Source organism: Oricola indica, assembly GCF_965227485.1.
Classification (GTDB): domain Bacteria; phylum Pseudomonadota; class Alphaproteobacteria; order Rhizobiales; family Rhizobiaceae; genus Oricola; species Oricola indica.
On record NZ_OZ245747.1, the window covers coordinates 2,548,217 to 2,571,125 of the forward strand.

Sequence of the window (22,909 nt, forward strand, 5' to 3'; positions counted from 1 at the left end):
CCCGGGATGATTAAATCCCGGGCGGCGAGCGTCTCGGCTGCATGAGTCGAACGCGATTGCCTCGACCATCTGTGCGCGCTAATGCTCGCGCATGAACACCGCTCCTGACATTCTACGTATCGCTGTCGCGCAGTTGAACCCGACTGTTGGCGATATTGCCGGAAACCTCGCCCTTGCACGCGAGGCTCGCGCCGACGCGGCCCGACACGGCGCCGATCTCGTCTTCTTCACCGAACTGTTTATCGCCGGCTATCCGCCGGAAGATCTCGTCATGAAGCCGGCCTTCCTCGCCGCCTGCGAGAAAGCCGTCGATGACCTTGCCGGCGATACCGCCGATGGCGGGCCGGGCGTCGTCATGGGCGTGCCGCTGGCGCGGGGCGATTTGCGACACAACTCGATCATGGTGCTGGACGGCGGCAAGGTGATCGCCGAACGCCACAAGGTCGACCTGCCCAATTATGGCGAGTTCGACGAGAAACGCGTCTTTCAGGCGGGCCCGATGCCCGGCCCGGTCGACTTTCGCGGGGTGCGGCTCGGCATTCCGGTCTGCGAGGACATCTGGGGCGACCTTGGTGTTTGCGAGACCCTGGCCGAGAGCGGCGCTGAGATCCTCCTCGTGCCGAACGGGTCGCCCTATTACAGGGGCAAGATCGACGTCCGCCATCAGGTCGTTATCAGGCAGGTTATCGAGAGCGATCTCCCGGTCCTCTATGCCAACCAACTCGGCGGGCAGGATGAACTCGTCTTCGACGGCGCAAGTTTCGCCTTCAACGCGGATCGCAAGCTCGCCTTTCAGATGAGCCAGTTCGAGGACCAGGTGACCGTGACGACCTGGCGGCGCGGCGAGGAGAGCTGGTATTGCGACGAGGGTCCGATGTCGCGGATTCCGGAAGGCGAGGAAGCGGACTATCGCGCCTGCATGCTGGGGCTGCGTGATTACGTCAACAAGAACGGTTTCAAGAGCGTCGTACTCGGCCTGTCCGGCGGCATCGACTCCGCGATTTGCGCCGCGCTGGCGGTCGACGCGCTTGGCGAGGAGCGGCTGCACGCGATCATGCTGCCCTATAAATACACTTCGTCGGAGTCGCTTGCCGACGCCGAGATTTGTGCGCAGATGCTCGGGTGCCGCTACGATGTCGTGCCGATCAAGCAGCCGGTCGAAGGTTTCATGAGTTCCCTTTCGGACCTGTTCCACGGCACGAATGAGGGCGTTACCGAGGAAAACCTGCAGAGCCGTACGCGCGGGACGATCCTGATGGCGGTCTCCAACAAGTTCGGCTCTATGGTCGTGACCACCGGTAACAAGTCCGAGATGAGCGTCGGTTACGCGACGCTCTATGGCGACATGAATGGCGGCTTCAACCCGATCAAGGACCTCTACAAGATGCAGGTCTATGCGCTGGCGCGCTGGCGCAATGCGCATACGCCTCCGGGCGCGCTGGGGCCGACCGGCATGGTGATCCCGCAGAACATCATCGACAAGGAGCCGTCTGCCGAGCTGCGCCCCGACCAAACCGACCAGGATTCACTGCCGCCCTATCCGGTGCTCGACGACATTCTCGAATGTCTTGTCGAACATGAGATGGCCGTCGACGACATCGTCGCGCGGGGTCATGATCGCGAGTTGGTGCACCGGATCGAGCATCTGCTCTATATCGCCGAGTACAAGCGTCGGCAGTCCGCGCCGGGCGTGAAGATCACGCGCAAGAATTTCGGCCGGGACCGCCGCTATCCGATCACCAGCCGGTTCCGCGACCGGACATAGGTTTTCGCGCGGGCGAGGGCCGGACGGGAGCGCATATGAAAGCGCTGATAATAACCTATGGATCGCGCGGCGACGTGCAGCCCTATCTGGCGCTCGCGCTGGGTCTGAAGGAGAGCGGACACGAGGTCGTTCTCGCCACGAGCGAGCGGTTCAGGGCGTTCGTCGAGGAGCACGGGTTGCGCTACGGCCATATGAGCGATGATCTGCTCGCCATCATCGACACCGACAAGGGAAAAGACCTGCTCGAGAAGGGCAGCAGCATCGTTCAGGTCGTCAAGAGCAGCATCGAGATGTCGCGGCAGATCGCGCCGATGCAGCGGGCCCTGATGGCGGAAAGCTGGGAGGTCGCACGCGACTTCGGCCCCGATATCATCGTCTATCATTCAAAGGCGGTCGCCGCGCCGCATATCGCCGAGAAACTTGGCATTCCCTGCGTCCACGCAACGCCGATCCCGATGTTCCTGCCGACCCGGGCATTTCGCTTCACCGTCCTTCCGGACTGGAAACTCGGCGGCTGGTACAACAGGGCGAGTTATTGGCCGATCCTGTTCCTTACCAATCGTGTGCTGGGGCGATATACCCGCGACTTCCGCAAGCGTCTGGACCTGCCGCCGGTCCGATCTTTCGACATACGCAGGATGTCGGACGGCTCGGATATCCCGATTCTGCACGGCCACAGCGAGGCGGTGCTGCCGCGCCCCGCCGACTGGCCCGATAGCGCCCATGTCACGGGCTACTGGTTTCTCGATGCCGAAAAGGACTGGACCCCACCCTCGCAACTGACCGCCTTCCTCGAAGCCGGGCCGCCGCCGGTCTATGTCGGCTTCGGTTCGATGGCCGGGCGCGATCCGCAACGCCTCGCGCATATCGTCGTCGATGCCTTGCAGGAAGCGGGCCTTCGCGGGGTCATGGCGAGCGGGTGGGGCGGTCTGAAGACCGGGGAACTGCCGGACACGATCCTCCAGATAGACGAGGCGCCGCATGCGTGGCTTCTGCCGCGCATGGCGGCGGTCGTACATCACGGCGGGGCAGGCACGACGGCGGCGGGGCTTCGCGCCGGCAAGCCGACGGTCATCGTACCGTTTTTCGCCGACCAGCCATTCTGGGGAGGTCTCGTCCACGAGATCGGCGCCGGGCCGAAGCCGCTCGGGCAGAAAAAACTGACAGCCGCAAAGCTGGCCGGTGCGCTTCGCGAAGCGACCGGCTCGCAGGAAATCGCGGAAACCGCCGCGCGGATCGGCGAGGAGATCCGTGCCGAGCATGGCGTGGCCAATGCAGTCGCGCTGATCGAGCGCTATGCGGAAGAGCGTTGAGCCGATGAGACTTCCTGTTTTCCTTCGTGACAATGCCCGCTGGCTTGCCGGCGGATTTCTGCTGACCTTGTTTTCGAGCTACGGCCAGACTTTCTATATCGCGCTGTCGAGCGGCGGTATCCGCGCGGAGCTGGGCCTTTCCCATGGCGATTTCGGCTGGCTCTACATGTGGGCGACGCTGTCCAGCGCGGCGATGATCCCGTTTGCCGGGCGCTTCGTCGATACGATGCGGATCGAGCGTTACGCCGGACTGGTGATCGTCGGCCTTGCCCTCTCGATGGTCGCGCTTGCATTTGCGCATAATCTCGCCGTCCTGTTTCTTGCGCTGACGGGTCTTCGCATGTTCGGGCAGGGGCTTATGGCTCATTCCGCGATGACCGCGATGGGCCGCTGGTTTTCCGCAACAAGGGGAAAAGCGGTCTCGACGGCGGCGCTCGGCCATCAACTGGGCGAGAGCGTCATGCCCGTCAGCTTCGTCGCCATCGCCGCGCTCGTCGGCTGGCGCAGCGGCTGGCTGGTCAATGCTGCGTTCTTTGTCGTCCTGGTGCTTCCGGCGATCTATCTGCTCATGCGTGTGCCGCGCGAGCCGCATGCGGCCGAGCTGCGCGGCGACGACCAGGGTGCGCAATGGACACGCGGACAGGCGATGCGCGATCCGCTCTTCTGGGCGCTGATGCTGGGCCTGCTCGCGCCGCCGGTGATCGGCACCACGGTGTTTTTCCACCAGGTCTATCTGACCGAACTGCGCGGATGGGCGCTCGGTCAGTTCGCCGGTTCCACGCCCGTGCTCTCCGTCTTCGCCATCGCCGCGACCCTGGTGGCGGGTTATGTGATCGACCGGTTCGGATCGGTGGTCTTGCTGCCTGCAATGCTGGTTTTCGTTGCGATCGCAAACCTGACGGTCGGATATGCGGCACCGTCCTGGGCGATCCTGATCTTCATGGCGGGCATGGGGACGGCATTCGGCCTCTATGCCTCGGCCTTTGGCGCGATCTGGCCGGAACTCTATGGCACGCGCCACTTGGGCGCGATCAAATCGGTCGTTACCTCGATCATGGTGTTTTCCACCGCGCTGGGGCCCGGTCTCAGCGGCTGGCTGATCGATCGCGGTATCGGCTTCCCGGGCAAGGTCGCCGCGATGGGGTGGTACGCCATCGCCGCCGCGGTCGCGATGCTGTTCCTGACGCGTGTGGTGAAGGCGCGTGTCGCGGCTCGTATTCCGATTCCGGTTTCTGCCTCAACATCCTGATCAGGCACCCGAAAATTGCGTCAGGCGATCGCCAGATCGCGCAGCATGTAACCGATCAGAAAGGCGGCGGTGGCCGCGCCAAGCCCGATGATCAGGGTCTCCAGTCCGGATGTCCACCAGCGCGTTACGGACCAGCGGCTCTTGATCGATCCAATGGCGAAGAACACGATCGAGGTCATCGTCAGCGCCACCGGCATGGCCTGGTCTATCGGCAGCAGGAGATAGGGCAGAAGGGGCACCGCGCCGCAGGCGAGGAAGGCCAGGAATGTCGAGACAGCCGATTTCATCGGATCGCGCAGCGCGCCACTCTGTCCGTGTTCATCGGCCAGCATCATCGCGATCCAGCGTTCGCGGTCGGATGTGATGGCCTCGACAGCGTGTTCCAGTGTTTCGCCTTCCAGTCCTTTCAAAGCGAGGATCTGGCGAATTTCCTCGCGCTCTCCGTCCGGATCCTCGGCAATATGCCGAATTTCCATCGCGCGAAGCCGATTGCGGTCGTCGATCTCGGTCTTCGTTCCGGAATAATTGCTGGCCGCCATCGACAATCCGTCGGCCAGGAGATTGGCGAGACCGAGGATGATGACTACGTTGGCAGACAGCGACGCGCCGACCACGCCGGCGACGATGGCGAAGGTCGTCACCGCGCCGTCGATGCCGCCATAGATGAAATCGCGCAGATAATTGGGTCTCGTGCCGTCGGCGAGGCGCGCGCGGATTGCCTCCGCGGTGTGTTTGTGTTCAAGCATAAGGGCCGCATTTAAACATTTTAGACTCATTCTAAGGCGGGGTTGCCGGGCGTACAATGACGGCGACGTCCAATCCCGGCTTTTCGATTTCCAGGTTGGACAATGCAGTTTCTGAACTTCCTGATCGGCAACGCCCGCTGGCTCGCGGGCGGATTTCTGCTGACGCTTTTCTCGGCCTTCGGGCAGACCTATTTCATCTCGCTGTCGGCCGGCGAAATCCGGTCCGAATACGACCTGTCGCATGGCGAATTCGGCATGATCTACATGCTCGCGACGCTGGCCAGCGCGTTTTCGCTGACCTGGGTCGGGCGGATGGTCGATCGTTTCTCGCCGATGCAGGTTACCCTGATCATCGTGCCGATGCTGGCGATCGGGTCCGTCGCGATGGCGCTGTCGCAACACCTCGTCGTACTGGTTTGTGTGATCTATTTCCTGCGCCTGTTCGGACAGGGCATGATGACGCAAAACGCCATGACGGCCACCGGGCGCTGGTTTTCTGCCAATCGCGGCCGCGCCATCTCGATCGTCGCGCTGGGCCAAAATGCCGGCGAGGCGGTGTTCCCCTTCATCTTCGTGATCGTCGCCGGAGCGATCGGCTGGCGCATGAGCTGGGTCGCGGGAGCCGGCTTGCTCGTCGTCGTTGCCATGCCGCTGATCGCCTTGCTCTACCGGCAGGAACGCGAACCGCGCTCGTCCGACCCGGAGCCGAAAGTCACGGCCGCACGCGACTGGACGCGTGGCGAGGTGATCCGCGACCGCGCGTTCTGGCTCATGCTGATCGGTATCCTGGCGCCGCCGTTCATCGGCACGACAATCTTCTTTCACCAGGTCTATCTGGTGGAATTGCGCGGCTGGTCGCTCGACACATTCGCCGCGTCCTTCGCCTTCATGTCCTTGATGACGATCATCTTCGCGCTGGTTTGCGGCGCGCTGATCGACCGTTTCTCGGCCGTCTCCCTGCTGCCGAGCTTCCTGCTGCCGCTCAGCGCGGCCTGTCTGGTGCTGGCGGTCTCGCCGGCTGCCTGGGCGCCATTCGTCTTCATGGCGCTTCTCGGCATCTCCTACGGGTTTTCGACCACGCTCATCGGTGCACTTTGGCCCGAGGTCTACGGGACGAAGCATCTCGGCTCCATCCGATCGCTGATCGTCGCCTTCATGGTGTTTGCCACGGCGGTCGGACCGGGGCTCACCGGCGCGCTGATCGACTTCGGCGTTCCCTATCCGGCGCAGATCTTCGCGATGGGTGTATATTGCCTCGCGGCGAGCGTGGTGCTGTTCACCGTATCGCGCCAGCTTCGCGTCCGCAGCGCGGACAACTTGCAATGAGGCGCGCCGAAGGTTAACCGCTGCCTCGAACCCAGACCCGAAAGCCCCGCCGCATGCCTGTCACCGTCCGTTTCGCGCCGTCGCCCACCGGCAATATCCATATCGGCAATGTCCGCACCGCGCTGTTCAACTGGCTGTACGCGTTGCAACACGAAGGGCGCTTCATCCTGCGCTTCGACGACACCGACACGGCGCGCTCCAGGCAGGAATATGCCGACCAGATCTCGGCCGATTTCGAATGGCTGGGCGTTCATCCGCATGTCGTCGCCTATCAGTCGAAACGCGGCACGGCGCATGACGCGGCCGTGGAGACCCTCAAGCAGGCCGGTCTGCTCTATCCCTGCTACGAGACCTCAGAGGAGCTGGAACGGCGTCGCAAGATTCGCCTGTCGCGCAAGCTGCCGCCGGTCTATGGCCGCGAAGCGCTCAAGCTGACCGATGCCGAGAAATCCGCCTTCGAGGCGGAGGGTCGCAAGCCGCACTGGCGCTTCCTGCTGCCGAATTTCGACGGCGATCCGTTTTCGACCCGCCGCACGGAGGTGCATTGGGACGATGTCGTGCGCGGCCGGCAGACGGTCGATCTCGCGTCCATGTCCGACCCGGTGCTGATCCGTGAAGACGGCACCTATCTCTACACGCTGCCCTCCGTCGTCGATGACATCGATCTCGGTGTGACGCATGTCATTCGCGGCGACGACCATGTGACCAATACGGGGGCGCAGATCGCGCTTTTCGAGGCGCTTGGCGCGACCGCGCCGGCCTTCGGCCATCACAATCTGCTGACGACAGCGTCGGGCGAGGGCCTGTCGAAGCGCTCCGGTGCCCTGTCGATCAAGGCTCTGCAGGAGGGTGGCTATGAGCCCATGTCGGTCGCATCGCTCGCGGTCCTGATCGGTACATCGGCCGCGGTAGCCGCCGTGCCTTCGCTGGAGACGATGGCCTCGACCTTCGATCTCGCGAGTTGCTCGAAGTCGGCTGCGAAGTTCGATCCGGCCGAACTCGATGTCCTCAATCGGCAGTTTGTCCATGAATTGCCGTTTTCGGCGGCATCCGAGCGGCTGGCTGCGGTTGGTGTCGATACGGCCGATCCGCGCGCCGAGGCATTCTGGACCGTCGTTCGCGCCAATATCGAGAAGGTGCCGGACGCTGCCGAATGGTGGCGGATCCTGACCGTCGGTCCCGACGATCAGGTGGCACTGGAAGGCGACGATCTCGACTATGCGCGCGCCGCATTCGACCTGCTGCCGGAAGGCGAAATCGATGCCTCGACATGGGGGGCATGGACTGCTGCGGCGAAGGCGCAAAGCGGTCGCAAGGGCAGGGCACTGTTCATGCCTTTGCGCATCGCCCTTACCGGTCGCTCGTCGGGTCCTGAGATTGCGGATCTGTTGCCGCTTCTGGGGCGGGAAGGAATTCTGGCCCGACGACCCTGACGCGTTTGCGCGTGTATGCGGGGTCCTCGACAGTATCGGCGCTCGCTTCCTCGACGGTTTTTCGCTCACCATCCGCCGCGAGGTCAGGTTCTTCTTCAGGTCCGTGGACAGCTGTGTCCGCCGTTTCGGTATCTGTTTCAGGCATCATCTCGGGCTTGTCGAGCGGCGTCGGAATCGCGCTGAGCCGTGTTCCGCCGGAAGCGGGAAGTTCTTCTTCCGGCGTGCGCGCGATCGTTTGCGGCGTGCCACAGGTGCAGGCGGGATCGGCGGTGTCGGTGCGCTGTTCGCGATAGAGAAAGGCGTTGGGCAGCGCCGTGTAAGGCCGCCCCTGCAACGAGATCATCTCTTCGCTTTCCTGGTCCGGCACACGGTGGAAGAACAACTTCGCTTCCGTCGCCGGGCACATCGCCTGACAGGTCTGCGCGTCGCGCTGGAGGAAATCGAAGCCGGTCGAAAACGATACCGGGAAGTAGTAGCCGTCGCAGGTCCGCACGCACAGGGTTCTGAACGTTCCGGGCATGTAGGGCAGGGTAACGGCATTCGGGTCGTCGGGTGCGACCGCCGCCTGGTCTTCCGGCAGGGCCTGCGGCGCAGCTTGCGGATCGTAGAGGCGCTGGCGGCCGATGCCTTCACGCACGATGATCTTGGTCCTGCGGTCATTCCTGTCCATGCTTGGCGGGATGACGGTCACCGTGCCCTCTTGCGGCTCGCGGCTGGCGAGGCGTTGCGGTTCGTCGCAGCGGAAGCGGGCCATGCGTGCCTCGATGGCGCGCACCCGCGATCTGTTGATCCGTCCGGAAAGCCGGTCGCGTTGCCTCTCCAGAGAGTCGAGATTGGCTCGCATCTTCTGGATGGTACGATTGAGCGACTGGCAGGCCGCTCCGGGATCGCGGAAGCAGCCGTTGGAGCGCTGGATTGCGATTGTCTTTTCGATTTCGGCCGATTGGCGGATCGCCGCCTCGGCATAGCGTCGCGCTTGCGCCGAGGTTCCCGGACCGGGCCGGGATGCGTCGCGCAACTGCGCGCGCAAATCCGCGCAGACGTCGGCCGATGCCGGCGTGGCCGTGACCGCCGCGAGACCGGCGAGGCACATGGCAAACAGCCGGACTCGCCCGGAGATGGCGGCAATCCGGCTCGATCTGATTTGTTCCGTCACCCGCGTCCACTCCCCAAAGGAGTCCCTTCGCCGGCCAGCTTACACGTCAAATGTGGCGCAGCCGGTTAAGCCCGCTAGAATTTGCGATACTCCATCGTGGCAGGCTTAACGCGCGGCTAATGCGGAGGTCTGCGACCCGGACACCTCGGAAGTTTCCTTCTGCGCCGCTTCCACCACGGCGATCGCGGTCATGTTTACCACGCCGCGCGACGTGACCGACGGGGTCAGAATGTGGGCTGGCTTGGCGGTCCCGAGCAGGATCGGTCCGACATGCAGCGCGTCGGTCATCGATTTCACGGCGTTGAGTGAGATATTGGCGGAATCCAGATTGGGGAAGACCAGGAGATTCGCTTCGCCGTCGAGAACCGAGTTCGGGTAGACGCGTTCGCGCAACCGGGCGTCGAGCGCGGAATCGGCATGCATCTCGCCATCGACGCAGAGATCCGGCGCCATCTTGTGCAGCAATGCGGTCGCTTCGCGCATCTTCATCGCCGATTGCGAGTCGCGGGATCCGAAATTCGAATGCGACAACAGTGCCGCTTTGGGTTCGATACCGAAACGCGCGATTTCGCGCGCGGCCAGCACCGTCATCTCGGCTAGTTCCTCTGCGCTCGGATCGACGGTCACGTAGGTGTCGGTGAAGAAGGTGACGCCGCGCTGCGAGATCAGCATCGACAGCGCGGAAAGATCCTGCGCGCCCTTTTCCATGCCGACGATCAGGCGAACATGGCGCAGATGCCGGTCGTAGCGGCCTTCCAGCCCGCAGATCATCGCGTCTGCCTCGCCGCGCAGCAGCGCGATGGCCGCGATGACCGTCGAATTGGTGCGCACCAGCGTTCGCGCCGCGTCCGGCGTGACGCCACGGCGGCCGACGGTCTGGACGAGGTGATCCACGTAATCACGATAGCGCGGATCGTTTTCAGGGTTGATTAGCTCAAAATCCCGTCCGGGCCTGATCTTGAGGCCAAAGCGCTTGAGGCGGGTTTCCACCACGTCGGGACGTCCGATCAGGATAGGTTTGGCAATCCGGTCTTCCAGGACGACCTGGGCGGCGCGCAGCACGCGTTCGTCCTCGCCGTCGGCATAGACGACGCGCTTGTCGGCCGCCGACTGGGCGGCGGCGAAGATCGGCTTCATCACGAGGCCGGAAAGAAAGACGAAGCGGTTAAGCCGGTCGATATAGGCGCCCATGTCCTCGATCGGACGCAGCGCGACCCCGCTGTCATGCGCGGCTTTGGCCACTGCTGGCGCGATGCGAAGGATCAGCCGCGGATCGAACGGCGAGGGGATCAGGTAATCCGGCCCGAAGACCGGCGTCTCCCCGGAATAGGCGCGAGCGGCGACATCGGATGGCTCCTCGCGGGCCAATTGGGCGATGGCCTGCACGACAGCGACCTTCATCTCCTCGTTGATGGTGGTCGCGCCGGCATCGAGTGCGCCCCGGAAGATGTAAGGAAAACACAATACGTTGTTGACCTGATTGGGAAAATCGGACCTGCCAGTGCAGATCATCGCATCCGGACGCGCCTCTCGCGCTACATCGGGCATGATTTCCGGCACCGGGTTGGCCAGCGCCATGATCAGCGGCTGATCGGCCATTTCCTTGAGGCATTCCGGCTTCAGGACGCCGGCGGCCGACAGGCCGAGGAACACATCCGCGCCGGGAATGACATCGGTCAGCTTCCGCTTGTCCGTTTTCTGCGCATAGACCGATTTCCACCGGTCCATCAGCGTCTCGCGGCCTTCATAGACGAGGCCCTCGATATCGCAGACCCAGATGTTCTCGCGTTTGGCGCCGAGAGAAACCAGCAGGTTGAGGCATGCGAGGGCGGCTGCGCCCGCGCCCGACGTGACGATCTTTGCCGTTTCGATCGGCTTTCCGGCCAGTTCCAGCCCGTTCATGATCGCGGCGGCGACGATGATGGCGGTTCCGTGCTGGTCGTCGTGGAACACCGGGATGTTCATCTTCTCGCGCAGTTGCGCCTCGACCTCGAAGCATTCCGGCGCCTTGATGTCTTCCAGGTTGATGCCGCCGAAGGTCGGTTCGAGCGCTGCGGTGACCGAAACCATCGTGTCGACGCTGACCGCATCGATTTCGATGTCGAAGACATCGATCCCGGCGAATTTCTTGAACAGGACGGCCTTGCCCTCCATCACCGGCTTGGAGGCGAGGGGGCCGATATTGCCGAGGCCGAGCACGGCGGAGCCATTCGAGACGACCGCGACGAGATTGCTGCGCGCAGTGTAGTCCGCCGCCTTGCCGGGATCGTCGGCAATGGCGAGGCACGGAGCCGCGACGCCCGGCGAATAGGCGAGTGCAAGGTCGCGCTGGTTGCCCAGTGGCTTGGTCGCCTGGATCTCCAGCTTTCCGGGGCGCGGATACTGGTGGTAGAACAGTGCGGCCTCTTCGAGGCTCGCCTTTGCGTCACCGGCCTGATCCGGTGTTGTATCCTGCTGCATGCCGGTCCCTTTCGCCATTCCGATATCGACCGCGCCTAGAATGCGCTGGCGAACAGGCCGCCGTCGAGCTTGATATTCTGGCCGGTGATATATCCGGCATGGGCCGAGCAGAGAAACGCGCAGGTGCGTCCGAATTCCTCCGGTGTGCCGAAGCGTCCCGCGGGTATCGCGTGTTCCTGCCGCTCGCGTTCCGCCTCGATGCTGCTTCCCGACTTCTTGGCGCCGAATTCAAGCCCGGCGCGAATGCGGTCGGTGTCGAACTTGCCGGGAAGGATCGCGTTGATGGTGACGTTCCGGTCGATCGCCGAGCGGGAGATGCTGGCGAGGAACGAAGTGAGCCCGGCACGCGCTCCCGAGGACAGGTCGAGGCCGGCGATCGGCGAGTAGACGGACATCGACGTGATGTTGACGATGCGTCCGAACTTGCGTTCGGCCATGCCGTCGAGAACCTTCTGGATAAGCTCGATCGGGGTGACCATGTTCTGCGTCACGCCGGCGAGGATCGCCTCGCGGTCGAGTTCCCTGAAATCGCGCAGTTTAGGACCGGCGTTGTTGTTGACCAGGATATCCGGTTCCGGGCATGCGGCGAGCAACGCGTCCTGCGTCGCGGGGTCCGACACGTCGCCGAGCACGACCGTGACCTCGACACCGCGCGCGCGCAATTCGTCCGCCGTGGCGTTGGTCGCGTCGGGGTTGCGGCCGTTGATCACAAGATCGACGCCTTCATCGGCCAGCGCGGCGGCGCATCCCTTGCCGAGCCCCCGGCTCGACGCGCAAACGATCGCCTTGCGGCCCTTGAGTCCCATGTCCATGTAGCTATCTCCCGTTCTCGGTTTCTTATAGGGCGCGCGAGAAGCTGCCGAAAGGTCAATCCGGGTCCGAATTCATTGGATTTTCAACCCCACAGTTCGGCACGCGGCGGCGAGACCATGTTTCCCGAATAGGAAAGCGCGGGCATGCGGTCACGGGCGAGGAGAAGCGGGCCGTCGAGGTCGATATAGTCCGCGTCCTGCGCCAGCAGCACGGCCGGCGCCATCGAAAGCGATGTGCCGACCATGCAGCCGACCATCACGCCGAAGCCCAGTTCGCGGGCCCGCTCGCGCATACGCACTGCCTCCGTCAGGCCGCCCGTCTTGTCGAGCTTGATGTTGACCGTGTCGTAGCGGTCTCTCAACGCTTCGAGGTCATCGACGATGTGCGCGCTTTCATCCGCGCAGATCGGGATCGGATGCGGAATCTCGGCGAGCAGTTCGTCTTTGCCGGCAGGAAGCGGTTGCTCGATCAGCGCGATGCGGACGCGCGCGGCCTCGCGCATCAGTTCGGGCAGCGTGTCGGGGGTCCATGCCTCGTTGGCGTCGGCGATGATGCGGCTGCGTGGCGCGGCGGCGGCCACCGCATGCATGATCGCGATATCGTCCTTTCCGCCGAGCTTGATCTTCAGCACCGGGCGGGAGGAGACGCCGCGCGCGACATTGGCCATCGCGTCCGGCGTGTCGAGCGATACGGTGAACGCGGTTTCCACGGGGCGGGGCGGCAGCCGGCAGACGAGCGAATGGACATGGCGTCCGCTGATCTTGGCCTGGAGGTCCCAGAGTGCGCAGTCGAGCGCATTGCGCGCCGCGCCGGGCGGCAGCGCTTCCTGCAGGCGATCATGGCCGATATCGCCACCGAGTTGCTTCGCCGCTTGGTTGATCGCGTCGAGCACCGATTCCGTCGTCTCACCGTAGCGCGGATAGGGAACGCATTCGCCATAGCCCGACCTCTCGTCGGACGATATGCGGCAAACGACCACCTCCGCCTCGGTCTTGCTATTCCTCGAAATGCGGAACTGCCCATCGATCGGGTATCGTTCCGTCCATGCATCGACGCTGCATTTGCTGTTTTGCATCATACACCCGTTTGCCGGCAGCGCCGTTATTATTCCGTTGATGTGGCCCGTACGCCGCAGACTCGGTGCGACGGCAACGATATTAATAGCGTGATGGCGGATACGTTACACAGGGAAATTGGCGAAGGCGGTGCGTCGCCGCAGGTTGCGACTGTCGAAGCGCGGTCGGAAAATGGCCAGACGCGTCTTGTCCTCGCAGGGCAGTGGGCGACGCATACAGTGTCGTTCGTCGATGCGGATATGCGCCGTCACGAAAACCGGTCGTCCGGTGATGTTGCCCTCGATTTGTCCGGCATCACCTATCTGGATACCGCCGGTGCATGGCTGATCTACCGGCTGGCGCTGGCAATTCGGGAAAAAGGCGGGTCTGCGTCGCTCGAGGGTGTTCGTGCGTCGCACGAAGTGCTGCTGGAAGCCGTTCGCACGGCGATGGAAGACCTCTCCGAACCGGACGAGGGCGAGACCCGCGACTCTTGGATAACGCGACTGCTGGTCGGAACCGGGCAGGGCGTGTTCCGGTTTCGCGACGACATGCTGATGGCGCTGCACATGGTCGGCGCTGCGGTACGCGGATCACAAATGAAACTCGGCCACGGCAGCGGCCTGTCGATCGCCGCTGTCGTCAATCAGCTCGACAGGACCGGCGTGCGCGCCATTCCGATCATCGCGCTGATGTCGACCATCATTGGCGCCATCATCGCGCAGCAGGGCGCGTTTCAGCTTCGCTATTTCGGCGCCGAGATCTTCGTCGTCGATCTTGTCGGTATTCTCGTCCTTCGCGAGATCGGCGTGCTCTTGACCGCCATCATGATCGCCGGCCGGTCGGGCAGTGCGATCACGGCCGAGATCGGCTCGATGAAGATGCGCGAGGAAATCGATGCCTTGACGGTCATCGGGCTCAACCCTGTGGGCGTGCTGGTCTTCCCGCGGCTCGTGGCGCTCGGCATCGCGCTGCCGTTGCTGACGGTCATCTCCGATATCGCGGCGTTGGGTGGCGCGATGTTCGTCGCCAAGGCCTATTCGGGGATCTCGCCCGACGCCTTCATCACCCGCGTGCGCGACGCCATCGACCTGTCGACGGTCTTTGCCGGTTTCATCAAGGCGCCCTTCATGGCCTTCATCATCGGAATCATCGCCTCCGTGGAGGGGATGAAGGTGGGGGGCAGCGCCGAATCGCTTGGCGAAAGGGTGACGGCGTCGGTGGTCAAGTCGATCTTCGTTGTCATCGTCGTCGATGGGGCGTTCGCAATCTTCTACGCGGCGATCGATTTCTGATGGTGGACCAGACCCCGATCATCGAGGTGCGCGACATTCACGTCCAGTTCGGGCGGCATGTCGTGCTGCACGAACTCGACCTCGATGTCTATCGTGGGGAAATCCTCGGTTTCGTCGGCGCGTCCGGAACGGGCAAGTCAGTGTTGCTGCGCACGATTCTTGGCCTGAATCGCAAGCAGGATGGCCAGATCACCATCCTGGGCCGTGATCTCGACAAGATCAAAGACGAAGAACGTATCCAGGTGGATATGCGCATGGGCGTGCTTTTCCAGCATGGGGCTCTTTTTTCGTCGCTGACGGTCAAGGAAAACATCCAGGTGCCAATGCGCGAGTATCTCTCATTGCCGAAGGCGCTGATGGACGAACTCGCATTATTGAAGATCGAACTGGTTGGACTGGCGCGCAATGCCGCGGACAAATATCCCTCCGAACTGTCGGGCGGGATGATCAAGCGCGCGGCGCTTGCGAGGGCGCTGGCGCTCGATCCGGACATCGTCTTTCTGGACGAGCCGACGTCGGGGCTCGATCCCGTCGGCGCGGCGGAATTCGACGAATTGATCGCAAAGCTTCGCGACACGCTCGGCCTGACCGTCTATATGGTGACGCACGATCTCGACAGCCTTTTCACGGTCGCTGACCGGATCGCAGTGCTGGGCGGCAAGAAGGTTCTTGTCGTCGGGACCATCGAGGATATGCTGAAAAGCGAAGACCCTTGGGTGAAGTCCTATTTTCGCGGAAAGCGGGCACGGCGCATTGCAACCACCGATAAGAAAGCCGCAGCTGGGGCGGGCGTCTGACACATGGAAACCAAGGCAAATTACGTTACCGTCGGTGCTTTCACGCTTCTCGTCTTCCTGGCGGGTTTCGCGATTGTCTACTGGGTGGCCCGCGTCGATACCGGTGGCGATACGGCCCGGCTCGATGTTGTCATCGAAGGCTCGGTAACGGGTCTGGGCGTCGGCAGCCTGGTGAAGTTCAACGGCATCGATGTTGGCAAGGTAACCGGTTTGAGCTTCGACGAGACCAATCCGCGGCTCGTCATTGCGCGCACCGTGGTTAGCCGCGATCTGCCGATTTCTCGCGCCACCAAGGCGGTTCTCGGCTTCACGGGCCTGACCGGCATCGCCCATATCGAATTCGAGGGCGGAGACCAGTCGGAAACGAGTATCTTCGAACTGGCCGAAGAGCAGGGAAAGGTCGCGACCATCCGGGCCGATCCGTCCGCCGTCAACAATCTGCTCGCGACCGCGCAGGACATTTTCACCCGTACCGATCGCGTTCTCAGCAGCCTCGAGTCGATTGTCGGCGGCGCGCAGAACCCGCTCAACAAGACACTCGAGAATGCGGCCGCCTTCAGTGAAGCGTTGAAGAACAATGCCGACGAGATCGACTCGTTTCTCAAGGGTGTTGGCGGGGTCGGCGAGGCCTTGGCCGATGTCTCGGGCAAGCTGGACGGCACCTTGCAAGGCGTCGAGAACCTGCTTGCGGCGATCGATCCTGACAAGCTGTCGTCGATCGTCGACAATGTCGACGGGTTCACCGAAAACCTGAACGGCGTTTCCGGCCAGTTCCAGGAGGTCGCCGACAAAGTCGCGGCGGTCGCCACAGATCTTGAAGGTGTCGGAGGGCGTATCAGCGGAACGTTCGACAGGCTGGACACGGTGCTGGCAGCGGTGCCGCCCGAAGATATCACATCCGCGCTGCAGAATATGGCCGAGGCCGGAAAGTCGGCGCGCGCCTCGCTTGCCGAGTTCGAGAAAGTGACCGAGGGGATCGGCGACCGCCAGGAAGATATCCAGGCGATCATCTCGAACACGCAGCAAATGGCGGAGCGGCTCAACGCGGCATCGGTGCGCGTGGATGGCATTCTCGCAAAGGCTGACGGTCTGTTGGGGTCCGACGAGGGCGAATCGCTGATGGCCGAGACACGCAAGACGCTTGAAGCGTTCCGCGAGGTCGCGGAGACGCTGAACACACGGGTCAATTCGGTGTCGGCCGGGCTGGAGCGGTTTTCCGGGCAGGGGCTGCGTGACGTGCAGTCGCTGGTCAACGAGACGAGACGCTCGGTCGGCCGGATCGAACGGGCGATCACCGATCTCGAACGCAATCCGCAGCGCCTGATCTTCGGCGGAGACGGTGACGTGAAAACCTATAACGGCCGGACGAGGCGTTGACAGTCGATGACGGAGCGGTATCAAACCAGATGTCGATTGATCGGGCGCCGGGCAGGACCGGGGCGGCGAAACGTGTTGTGTAGGACGACGCCATGAGACTGATGCGCACCGGACATCTGGCCCTGTTGCCCTTCATACTTGGCGGCTGCGCTGCGATTGGCGGCGTCATGCCGAGCGACGACACCTACGAACTCGGCGTCCCGACGATCAGCAAGGCCTCGCCCGTGCGGCGCGGCACGCAGATCCTCGTGGCCGAACCGCAGGCGCTCAAGGCGCTGGATTCCCAGAATATCGTCGTCCAGACCGATCCGCTGACGATCCGCTATCTCGGCCGCTCCCAGTGGAGCGACAGGCTGCCGCGCCTCGTGCAGGTCCGGTTGGCGCAGGCGTTCCAGAATTCGGACCGTTTCAAGGGCGTCGGGCTTCCGGGGCAAGGGCTGGCGATCGACTACCAGATCGTCACGGAAATCCGCTCTTTCGGCATCAATTCCGCCTCGAACACCGCGCATGTCGCCATCGCCGTGAAGATCCTCAACGACCGGAATGGCGTCGTGGCGAGCGAGCGTATTTTCGAGGAGCGGGTCGTCGCTGGTGGATCGGACAACGCGTCCTACATCGCGGCCATCGACCGGGCCTTCGAGAGCGTTACGCGCGACATCGTGGCCTGGGTCACCGCGCGTCTCTGATTTTCTCGCCACCGTTCAAGACCAGATAAAACAAAACCGCCGGGTCAATCTGACCCGGCGGTTTTCTTTTCCAGAGACCGTGACGGCGCTTATTTCAGCTTGCCCGCCGCATGCGCCAGCATGGTGTAGACCTTGCCCGTATCGGAGGACAGGTAGGTCTGCGTCATCATGTTGTCGCGGTCGTTCTTGGCGATGTCGCGCAGCAGCTTCTCGAAATCGCCGACATAGCGGTCGACCGATGCACGGAAGGTGCTGTCGCTTTCGTATTTGCGCTTGATCTCGTCAAAGGTCTGCTGGCCCTTCAGCGTGTAGAGCCGGCGCGTGAAGATGTTGCGCTCTCCACGGCGATAGCGTTCCCACAGTTCGATCGCCGCATCATGGTCGATCGCACGGGCGATATCGACCGAAAGCGAGTTCAGCGATTCGACGGCATGCAGCGGTTCACGCGGCTGGTCCACGCGCTGTGGTGCGCGCGGTGCCGGCTGATCCTCCTTGGAGGCGCGGCGCAGCAGATCGCTCACCCAACCGCCGGACTGTTCGCCCTTGTCCGTGCCCGCCTGTTCATTGCGGGCCGGGGCGCTTTCCGTCGCACCATGGCTGCCGCGCAGCTGCGCGGACTGGGCCGGAGCGGCGGCTTTCGCCGTTGCCGGCTGCTGACGCTGCTGCGGCGCTGCTGCCGGCTGTTGCGGCTTGGCCGGAGCCGGAGCCGTCGCCACGGCAGCGGCCTGGCGAGCCGGAGCAGGGGCGGGCGCCGGAGCGGGAGCCGGTTGCGGAGCCGGGCGCTTTGCCGCCTTTTCCGCACCACCACCACCACCACCGACATCGAAGGCACGTCCGGAGCTCTCGACGATCCGCGACAGTTCCTTGAGCGCATTGATCTGCTCGGAGACCGCACGGCGCATCGCGCCGGTCGATTCACGCGTTTCCTCGGGCAGTTCGAAGATGCCCTTGCGGACTTCCTCGCGGGTCACGCTGAGGTCCTTGCTCATTTCGCCGGCGACGCGGCGCATGTCCGTTGTCGCCTCCTCGAAGCGCTTGAGCGCGGATTCGACGATTTCGGACACGTTCTCAGATACCGATGCCGCGGAGGAGCGCGCCGTCCCTTCGGCTTCCTGGGCAGCTTCGCGCAGCTTGGCCGTGAGTTCGTCGGCGGATTTGCGTGTCCGCTCCTCGGCCTTGCCGAAGGCTTCGGTCACGACCGATTCGAAGGAGCGCATCAGCTTCTCGATTTCCTCGGACTTGCCGACCAGTCCCGTAGACAATGCTTCGAGCGCTTCGCGGCGTTCTTCCAGCTTGCCGGAGACGCCCGACTGCGCGGTGTTCAGGAGTTCCGAGGCGGAGGCGAGAACCTTGCCATGCTCCTCGAAGCGTGCGGCGATGGAAGCGACTTCTTCCAGTGTCTTGCCGGACACTTCGCCAAGCTTGCCCATGTTGTTGTCGAGAACGTTGACGGAGTTGGCGATGGAATCGGCGGCACGGTTCGCCTTGTCGGCGAAGTCGGTCGTCGTCTCCACGAGCCGGCCGTCGAGCTGGCCGAGATTGTTCGCGGCCTGCGAGATCAGTTCGCCGAGATTCGAGCTCGAAGACGTCAGGCGATTGATCAGGTTGTCGACATTCTCGATCAGGCCGCTCTGGGCCTGTTCGACGGCAGAGACCGTGTCGGCCGTGCGGCGGGCGATCGCGGTGATGAGCGCCGCATTTTCGGCCTTGAGGCGTTCGGTGGCCGCGGTGGTCGCCTGTTCGAGCTGTTCGGCAAGCTTGGACCCGTCGCCGGTGAGGCGTTCGAGCAGCGGCCGTGTCGAGTTCTCGATGAGATCCTCGAGCCCCTTCGTATGAGAGGAGAGCAGCTCCGACATCTCCTGGGTGCGTTCGACGAAGGAGGACAGGGCTTCCTCGGTCGAGCCGCCGATACCCTTGGTGGCGTCGTTGGCGCGGGTCTGGAAGGACTCGAGCATTTCCTCGGCCTGGTTGCGGATCAGTTCCGCCTGGCTGGACAGGCGCTGCTCGTTGGCCGCCAGCTCCTCGGCAATCCTCGCCTGGTTGTCGGCAAGTTGCTTGGCGAGCTGCGAGGAGAAGTCCCGGCCATGGGTGTTGATGTTTTCGCCGACCTTGGCAGCTTCTTCTTCGAGTTCGACACGGGCAACGGCGACACTGTCACGCAGCGTGCGCGCAACGAGGCCGGCGCTGTCTTCCAGCGTCTTGCGGACGTTCTCGATACCGAGCGAGAGCGCCTTGCGCATCGTTTCCGCGCGCTCGTCGACGATGCCGGTGTTCTGTTCGAACAGGGTTTCCAGCGCCTCGGTGCTGCGCGACAGCGCAACGATCGCGGAGTTGGTGCGCTCCTCGACTGCCGCCTGAAGCCCGCCGGCCTTGTCGCTCAGAAGAGCTTCCAGACGCGCATTGCTCTCGTTCATCGCTGTTTCCAGCGCATTGGTCGCGCTTGAGATTTCCGCAACGAGGTCGCTCGAACGCTGGCTCAGCGATTCGGTGAGACGCAGGGTCTTCTCGTCCAGCGAGGTGTCGAGGAACGCGGTCTTCTCCTCCAGGACGGAGGTGAGCTTGCCCGTGTTTTCCGACAGGTGCTCTGCCAGACGGTCGGCCAGAGCGCCAACGCTTTCGCCAAAGACCGCCGATTTGTCCTCGAACATTGCCGTGTGCTGCATCAACCGCTCGGACATGCTCTCGGTCAGCGAACCGATATTCTCGCCGATCTGTGCGGTCTTGTCCTCGAACATTGCCGTGTGCTGCATCAACCGCTCGGACATGTTCTCGGTCAGCGAACCGATGTTCTCGCCGATCTGCGCGGTCTTGTCCTCGAGCAGCGCCGTTTGCTGCATCAGACGCTCGGACATGGTCTCGGTCATCGAGCCGATGTTCTCGCCAATCTGTGCGGTCTTGTCCTCGAACAGCGCCGTGTGCTGCATCAGCCGCTCGGACAGGTTTTCGGTCAGCGAACCGATGTTCTCGCCGATCTGCGCCGTCTTATCCTCGAACAGCGAATTGTGCTGGAGCAGGCGCTCGGACAGGTTCTCGGTCAAGGTGCCGATATTGCGATCGACCTGCTGTGCTGTGGCCTCGAACTGTGCCGTGCCTTCCTGAAGGCGGTTGCCGAGCGTGTCGGTGAGGCCGATGATGTTCTGGTCGAAGCGGGCCGTGTTGGCTTCGAATTCGGCCGCGCGTTCATGCAGCCTTGCCGCGACCGACTCCACCTGTGCCTCGATCGATTCACGGAACGACGAAGCGCTGCTGTTGAGCATCTGCGCCTTCTCGTCCAGAGCCTCGGTCAGCTGCGAGGAGTAGCCGCTGACGCGGTCGATGAGCAGTTCCGCCTGAGCATCGAAGGCCTGGCCGAACTGCGTCGCCGTGCGCGCGAATTCGTCGGAGCGCGAGTCGAGCGTGCCGCTGAATTCCTCGACCTTGCGGCCGAGTTCGTCGGTGAGGGCCTGCGTGCGCGAATCCAGTGTCTCGCCGATGCGGGCCGTTTCCAGATCGACGGCCGCCGAGAGCTTTTCGGTGGTGTGGCCGACGGCGCCGTAGATCGCGGTCGTTTTCTCGTCGAGACGGCCGAGGAAGTCGCCCGTCTTGAGCTCGATCGCATCGGCGGTGCCGGAGGTGATCGCGGTCAGCTTGTCGGCGAATGCGGTCGACTTCTCCTCCAGGATCGCCGACAGCGACGTTTCCATGGACTCGGTCTGCTCGGTGAAGGCCTGGCGCGCCTTGTCGGCGATGACACCGGCCTGCGCATTGCCGTGAGCATAGGTCTCGGCGATGGCGCGGGTGCGCTCCAGAAGCGTCTCGTTGATCTGGCGGGCGCGGGCGTCGAGTGCCGAATTGAGCTTCTCGGTGCCGTGATTGATCGCCTGCACGCGGGTTTCGAAGTCGTCGAGCAGGTGCTTGCCGCGGGAGTTGAAGGTCTCCTCCAGGCTTGCCATGCGCTGGTCGAACTCGTCCGTCATGTTCGTCGCGGTGCTGGAAAGCAGCGTCACGAGGCCTGTTGCGCGCGATTCCAGCGATTCCGCGAGGCGGCTTGAAGCCTCGTCGGTCTGCTCGCTCAGATTGGCGATGCGCATGTCGATCAGGCTGGCGAAGGCCTCGCCGGAATTGGAGATACGGTTGGAAACCTCGTCGAGGCGCGCGGCGATGGTCTCGTTGACCGCCTTGCTGGACTGATCCATGCGGCCGATGAGCGACTGGCCTGCCTCATTGAGGGACATGGTCAGCTGGGTCGAGGCGTTGCGGACATTGTCGCGAATGAAATCCGCCGACCCTGTCAGTTCGTCGCGCAGCTGCTCATGCGCACCGGCGATGGAGGCGCGCAGACGTTCCGCGTGGGTGACGATACCCTCGCGCTCGTCGCCGAGGTCGGTAAGCAGGGAGCGCACGCGCGCTTCGTTGTCGGTATAGGCGCGTTCGAGCTCTGAAACCTCCGACTGCATCAGCGCTTCGAGTTCGCTGGCGCGCGCGATGGTGCGTTCGATGCCTTCGCCCATGGCGGCGACTTCGCGGCGCACAGCCTGTCCAACGGTGACGATCCGTTCCTGCGCAAGCGTCTCGGGTTCGGCAAGGCGCAGGGCGATTTCGCTCATGGAATGGGCGGTGAAGCGCATTTCCTGCGTCCGGCGCACCATAGAGGAAATCGCGAAGAAACCGAGGATCGGCACAACGATCGAGACGAGAAGGGCGACGGCGCCCGGCGAATTGCGCAGGCCGTCCGGCGTGAAGATCGCCGCGACGCCGGAATCGTACATGCTCTGTGCGAGCAGCAGGCCGGCGATCGCCCAGAAGACGCTTACGATGATCGCAGTAAGATGGGGCCGTCCCGACGGGCCATTGCGAAGACGCGACAGGATTGCGGCGTAATCGCGCTGCGTGTCGTCGTCATTGGCGGGGTTGAAGGAAGGTGTCTCGGCACGGCGCTTCGGTGCATCCGTCTTGGCCTTCGGCGCGGGCGCGCGCATCTGCGGAGCGCGGGATTCCGGCTTCGGCGGCGCCGATTTGGCAGGGGGCGCCTTTGCCGCGGGGGATTTGGCCGGAGCCGACTTGGATTGCGCCGGCTTCGATTGTCCCGATTTGGAAGAGGACTGCTTGTTCTCCTCGGCAAGCTCGCTGGCGGCGGCCGCGACCTGATTTTCGAAATCGTCGAGCGACAATTCGTCGTCGAGTGTGATCTCGTCGTCCAGACCCGCTTCCAGAGCCTCCTCAAGCGCCGCTTCCATATCGCGATCGATATTTGCAGCGTTTTTGTTCACAGCCATTCCCGCCTCACTCAAATACTATTTCCGGCGCAATGCCGCCGGGTCCGATCAGAGACCCGTCACTCACACTGAAACAGGGCACAACTGTGGTCACGATGTGTCCTGATGTGAACCCGTATCGTAACGGGACACTTTTCCAATTGGAACTCGCGATTGGCCCAATCCGCAAAAGTTTAAAGATAA

At 63.3% G+C, this 22,909-nt stretch carries 15 protein-coding genes; 9 read left to right on the forward strand and 6 right to left on the reverse strand.

Translation table 11 applies throughout. The features are described 5' to 3' along the window. Positions 1-91: 91 nt before the first annotated feature. From ACQK2M_RS12805 to ACQK2M_RS12815, 3 genes are read left to right on the forward strand one after another with little or no spacing between them, the layout of a single operon-like run. A complete protein-coding gene (locus tag ACQK2M_RS12805) occupies positions 92-1,765 on the forward strand; it encodes an NAD+ synthase (RefSeq protein WP_425418135.1) in 1,674 nt (557 codons plus the stop codon). 35 nt (positions 1,766-1,800) lie between these two features. Beyond that, positions 1,801-3,078 (forward strand): nucleotide disphospho-sugar-binding domain-containing protein, encoded by a 1,278-nt coding sequence (locus ACQK2M_RS12810; RefSeq protein ID WP_425418136.1) that lies wholly within the window; start codon positions 1,801-1,803, stop codon positions 3,076-3,078. A gap of 4 nt (positions 3,079-3,082) precedes the next feature. Next, positions 3,083-4,327, forward strand: coding sequence for an MFS transporter (locus ACQK2M_RS12815; RefSeq protein WP_425418137.1), 1,245 nt, complete (start codon positions 3,083-3,085; stop codon positions 4,325-4,327). A 20-nt stretch (positions 4,328-4,347) separates the two neighbouring features. Here ACQK2M_RS12815 and ACQK2M_RS12820 read toward each other — a convergent pair whose 3' ends face one another. After that, positions 4,348-5,073 carry a VIT1/CCC1 transporter family protein gene (locus tag ACQK2M_RS12820; protein ID WP_425418138.1) on the reverse strand — a complete coding sequence of 242 codons (726 nt, stop codon included), beginning with the start codon at positions 5,071-5,073 and terminating at the stop codon, positions 4,348-4,350. Between the two features lie 102 nt (positions 5,074-5,175). Here ACQK2M_RS12820 and ACQK2M_RS12825 point away from each other — a divergent pair, with 102 nt between their 5' ends. Beyond that, positions 5,176-6,399: an MFS transporter gene (locus ACQK2M_RS12825; RefSeq protein ID WP_425418139.1), complete on the forward strand. Its 1,224-nt coding sequence runs from the start codon at positions 5,176-5,178 to the stop codon at positions 6,397-6,399. A 53-nt stretch (positions 6,400-6,452) separates the two neighbouring features. Beyond that, positions 6,453-7,832, forward strand: a complete 1,380-nt coding sequence (gene gltX, locus ACQK2M_RS12830) for a glutamate--tRNA ligase (protein ID WP_425418140.1) — start codon at positions 6,453-6,455, stop codon at positions 7,830-7,832. Here gltX and ACQK2M_RS12835 read toward each other — a convergent pair. The 4 genes from ACQK2M_RS12835 to dgcA all read right to left on the reverse strand — a co-directional run bounded on the left by ACQK2M_RS12835 (position 7,750) and on the right by dgcA (position 13,336). Beyond that, a complete protein-coding gene (locus ACQK2M_RS12835; RefSeq protein WP_425418141.1) occupies positions 7,750-8,988 on the reverse strand; it encodes a DUF2865 domain-containing protein in 1,239 nt (412 codons plus the stop codon). The genes gltX and ACQK2M_RS12835 overlap by 83 nt on opposite strands. 105 nt (positions 8,989-9,093) lie before the next feature. Then, a complete protein-coding gene (locus ACQK2M_RS12840; RefSeq protein WP_425420035.1) occupies positions 9,094-11,448 on the reverse strand; it encodes an NADP-dependent malic enzyme in 2,355 nt (784 codons plus the stop codon). Positions 11,449-11,483: 35 nt separating this feature from the next. Further along, the gene (locus ACQK2M_RS12845; protein ID WP_425418142.1) at positions 11,484-12,260 is read right to left on the reverse strand and encodes an SDR family oxidoreductase; all 777 of its coding nucleotides are present in this window, start codon (positions 12,258-12,260) and stop codon (positions 11,484-11,486) included. Between the two features lie 83 nt (positions 12,261-12,343). Beyond that, on the reverse strand, positions 12,344-13,336 hold the full coding sequence (gene dgcA, locus ACQK2M_RS12850) for an N-acetyl-D-Glu racemase DgcA (protein WP_425418143.1): 993 nt from the start codon (positions 13,334-13,336) through the stop codon (positions 12,344-12,346). A 90-nt stretch (positions 13,337-13,426) separates the two neighbouring features. Between dgcA and ACQK2M_RS12855 the strand changes: the two genes are divergently transcribed. The 4 genes from ACQK2M_RS12855 to ACQK2M_RS12870 all read left to right on the forward strand — a co-directional run bounded on the left by ACQK2M_RS12855 (position 13,427) and on the right by ACQK2M_RS12870 (position 17,471). Then, positions 13,427-14,611, forward strand: coding sequence for an MlaE family lipid ABC transporter permease subunit (locus ACQK2M_RS12855; protein ID WP_425418144.1), 1,185 nt, complete (start codon positions 13,427-13,429; stop codon positions 14,609-14,611). Beyond that, entirely contained in the window at positions 14,611-15,408 is a 798-nt protein-coding gene (locus tag ACQK2M_RS12860; protein ID WP_425418145.1) for an ABC transporter ATP-binding protein, read from the forward strand. Before ACQK2M_RS12855 ends, ACQK2M_RS12860 begins: the two co-directional genes overlap by 1 nt. A 3-nt stretch (positions 15,409-15,411) precedes the next feature. Then, positions 15,412-16,785 carry an MlaD family protein gene (locus tag ACQK2M_RS12865; RefSeq protein WP_425418146.1) on the forward strand — a complete coding sequence of 458 codons (1,374 nt, stop codon included), beginning with the start codon at positions 15,412-15,414 and terminating at the stop codon, positions 16,783-16,785. Positions 16,786-16,877: 92 nt separating this feature from the next. Beyond that, positions 16,878-17,471 carry an ABC-type transport auxiliary lipoprotein family protein gene (locus ACQK2M_RS12870; RefSeq protein WP_223475072.1) on the forward strand — a complete coding sequence of 198 codons (594 nt, stop codon included), beginning with the start codon at positions 16,878-16,880 and terminating at the stop codon, positions 17,469-17,471. A gap of 89 nt (positions 17,472-17,560) precedes the next feature. On the opposite strand, the gene ACQK2M_RS12875 is transcribed toward ACQK2M_RS12870, so the two are convergent. Further along, positions 17,561-22,726, reverse strand: a complete 5,166-nt coding sequence (locus tag ACQK2M_RS12875; protein ID WP_425418147.1) for a hypothetical protein — start codon at positions 22,724-22,726, stop codon at positions 17,561-17,563. Positions 22,727-22,909: the final 183 nt, after the last annotated feature.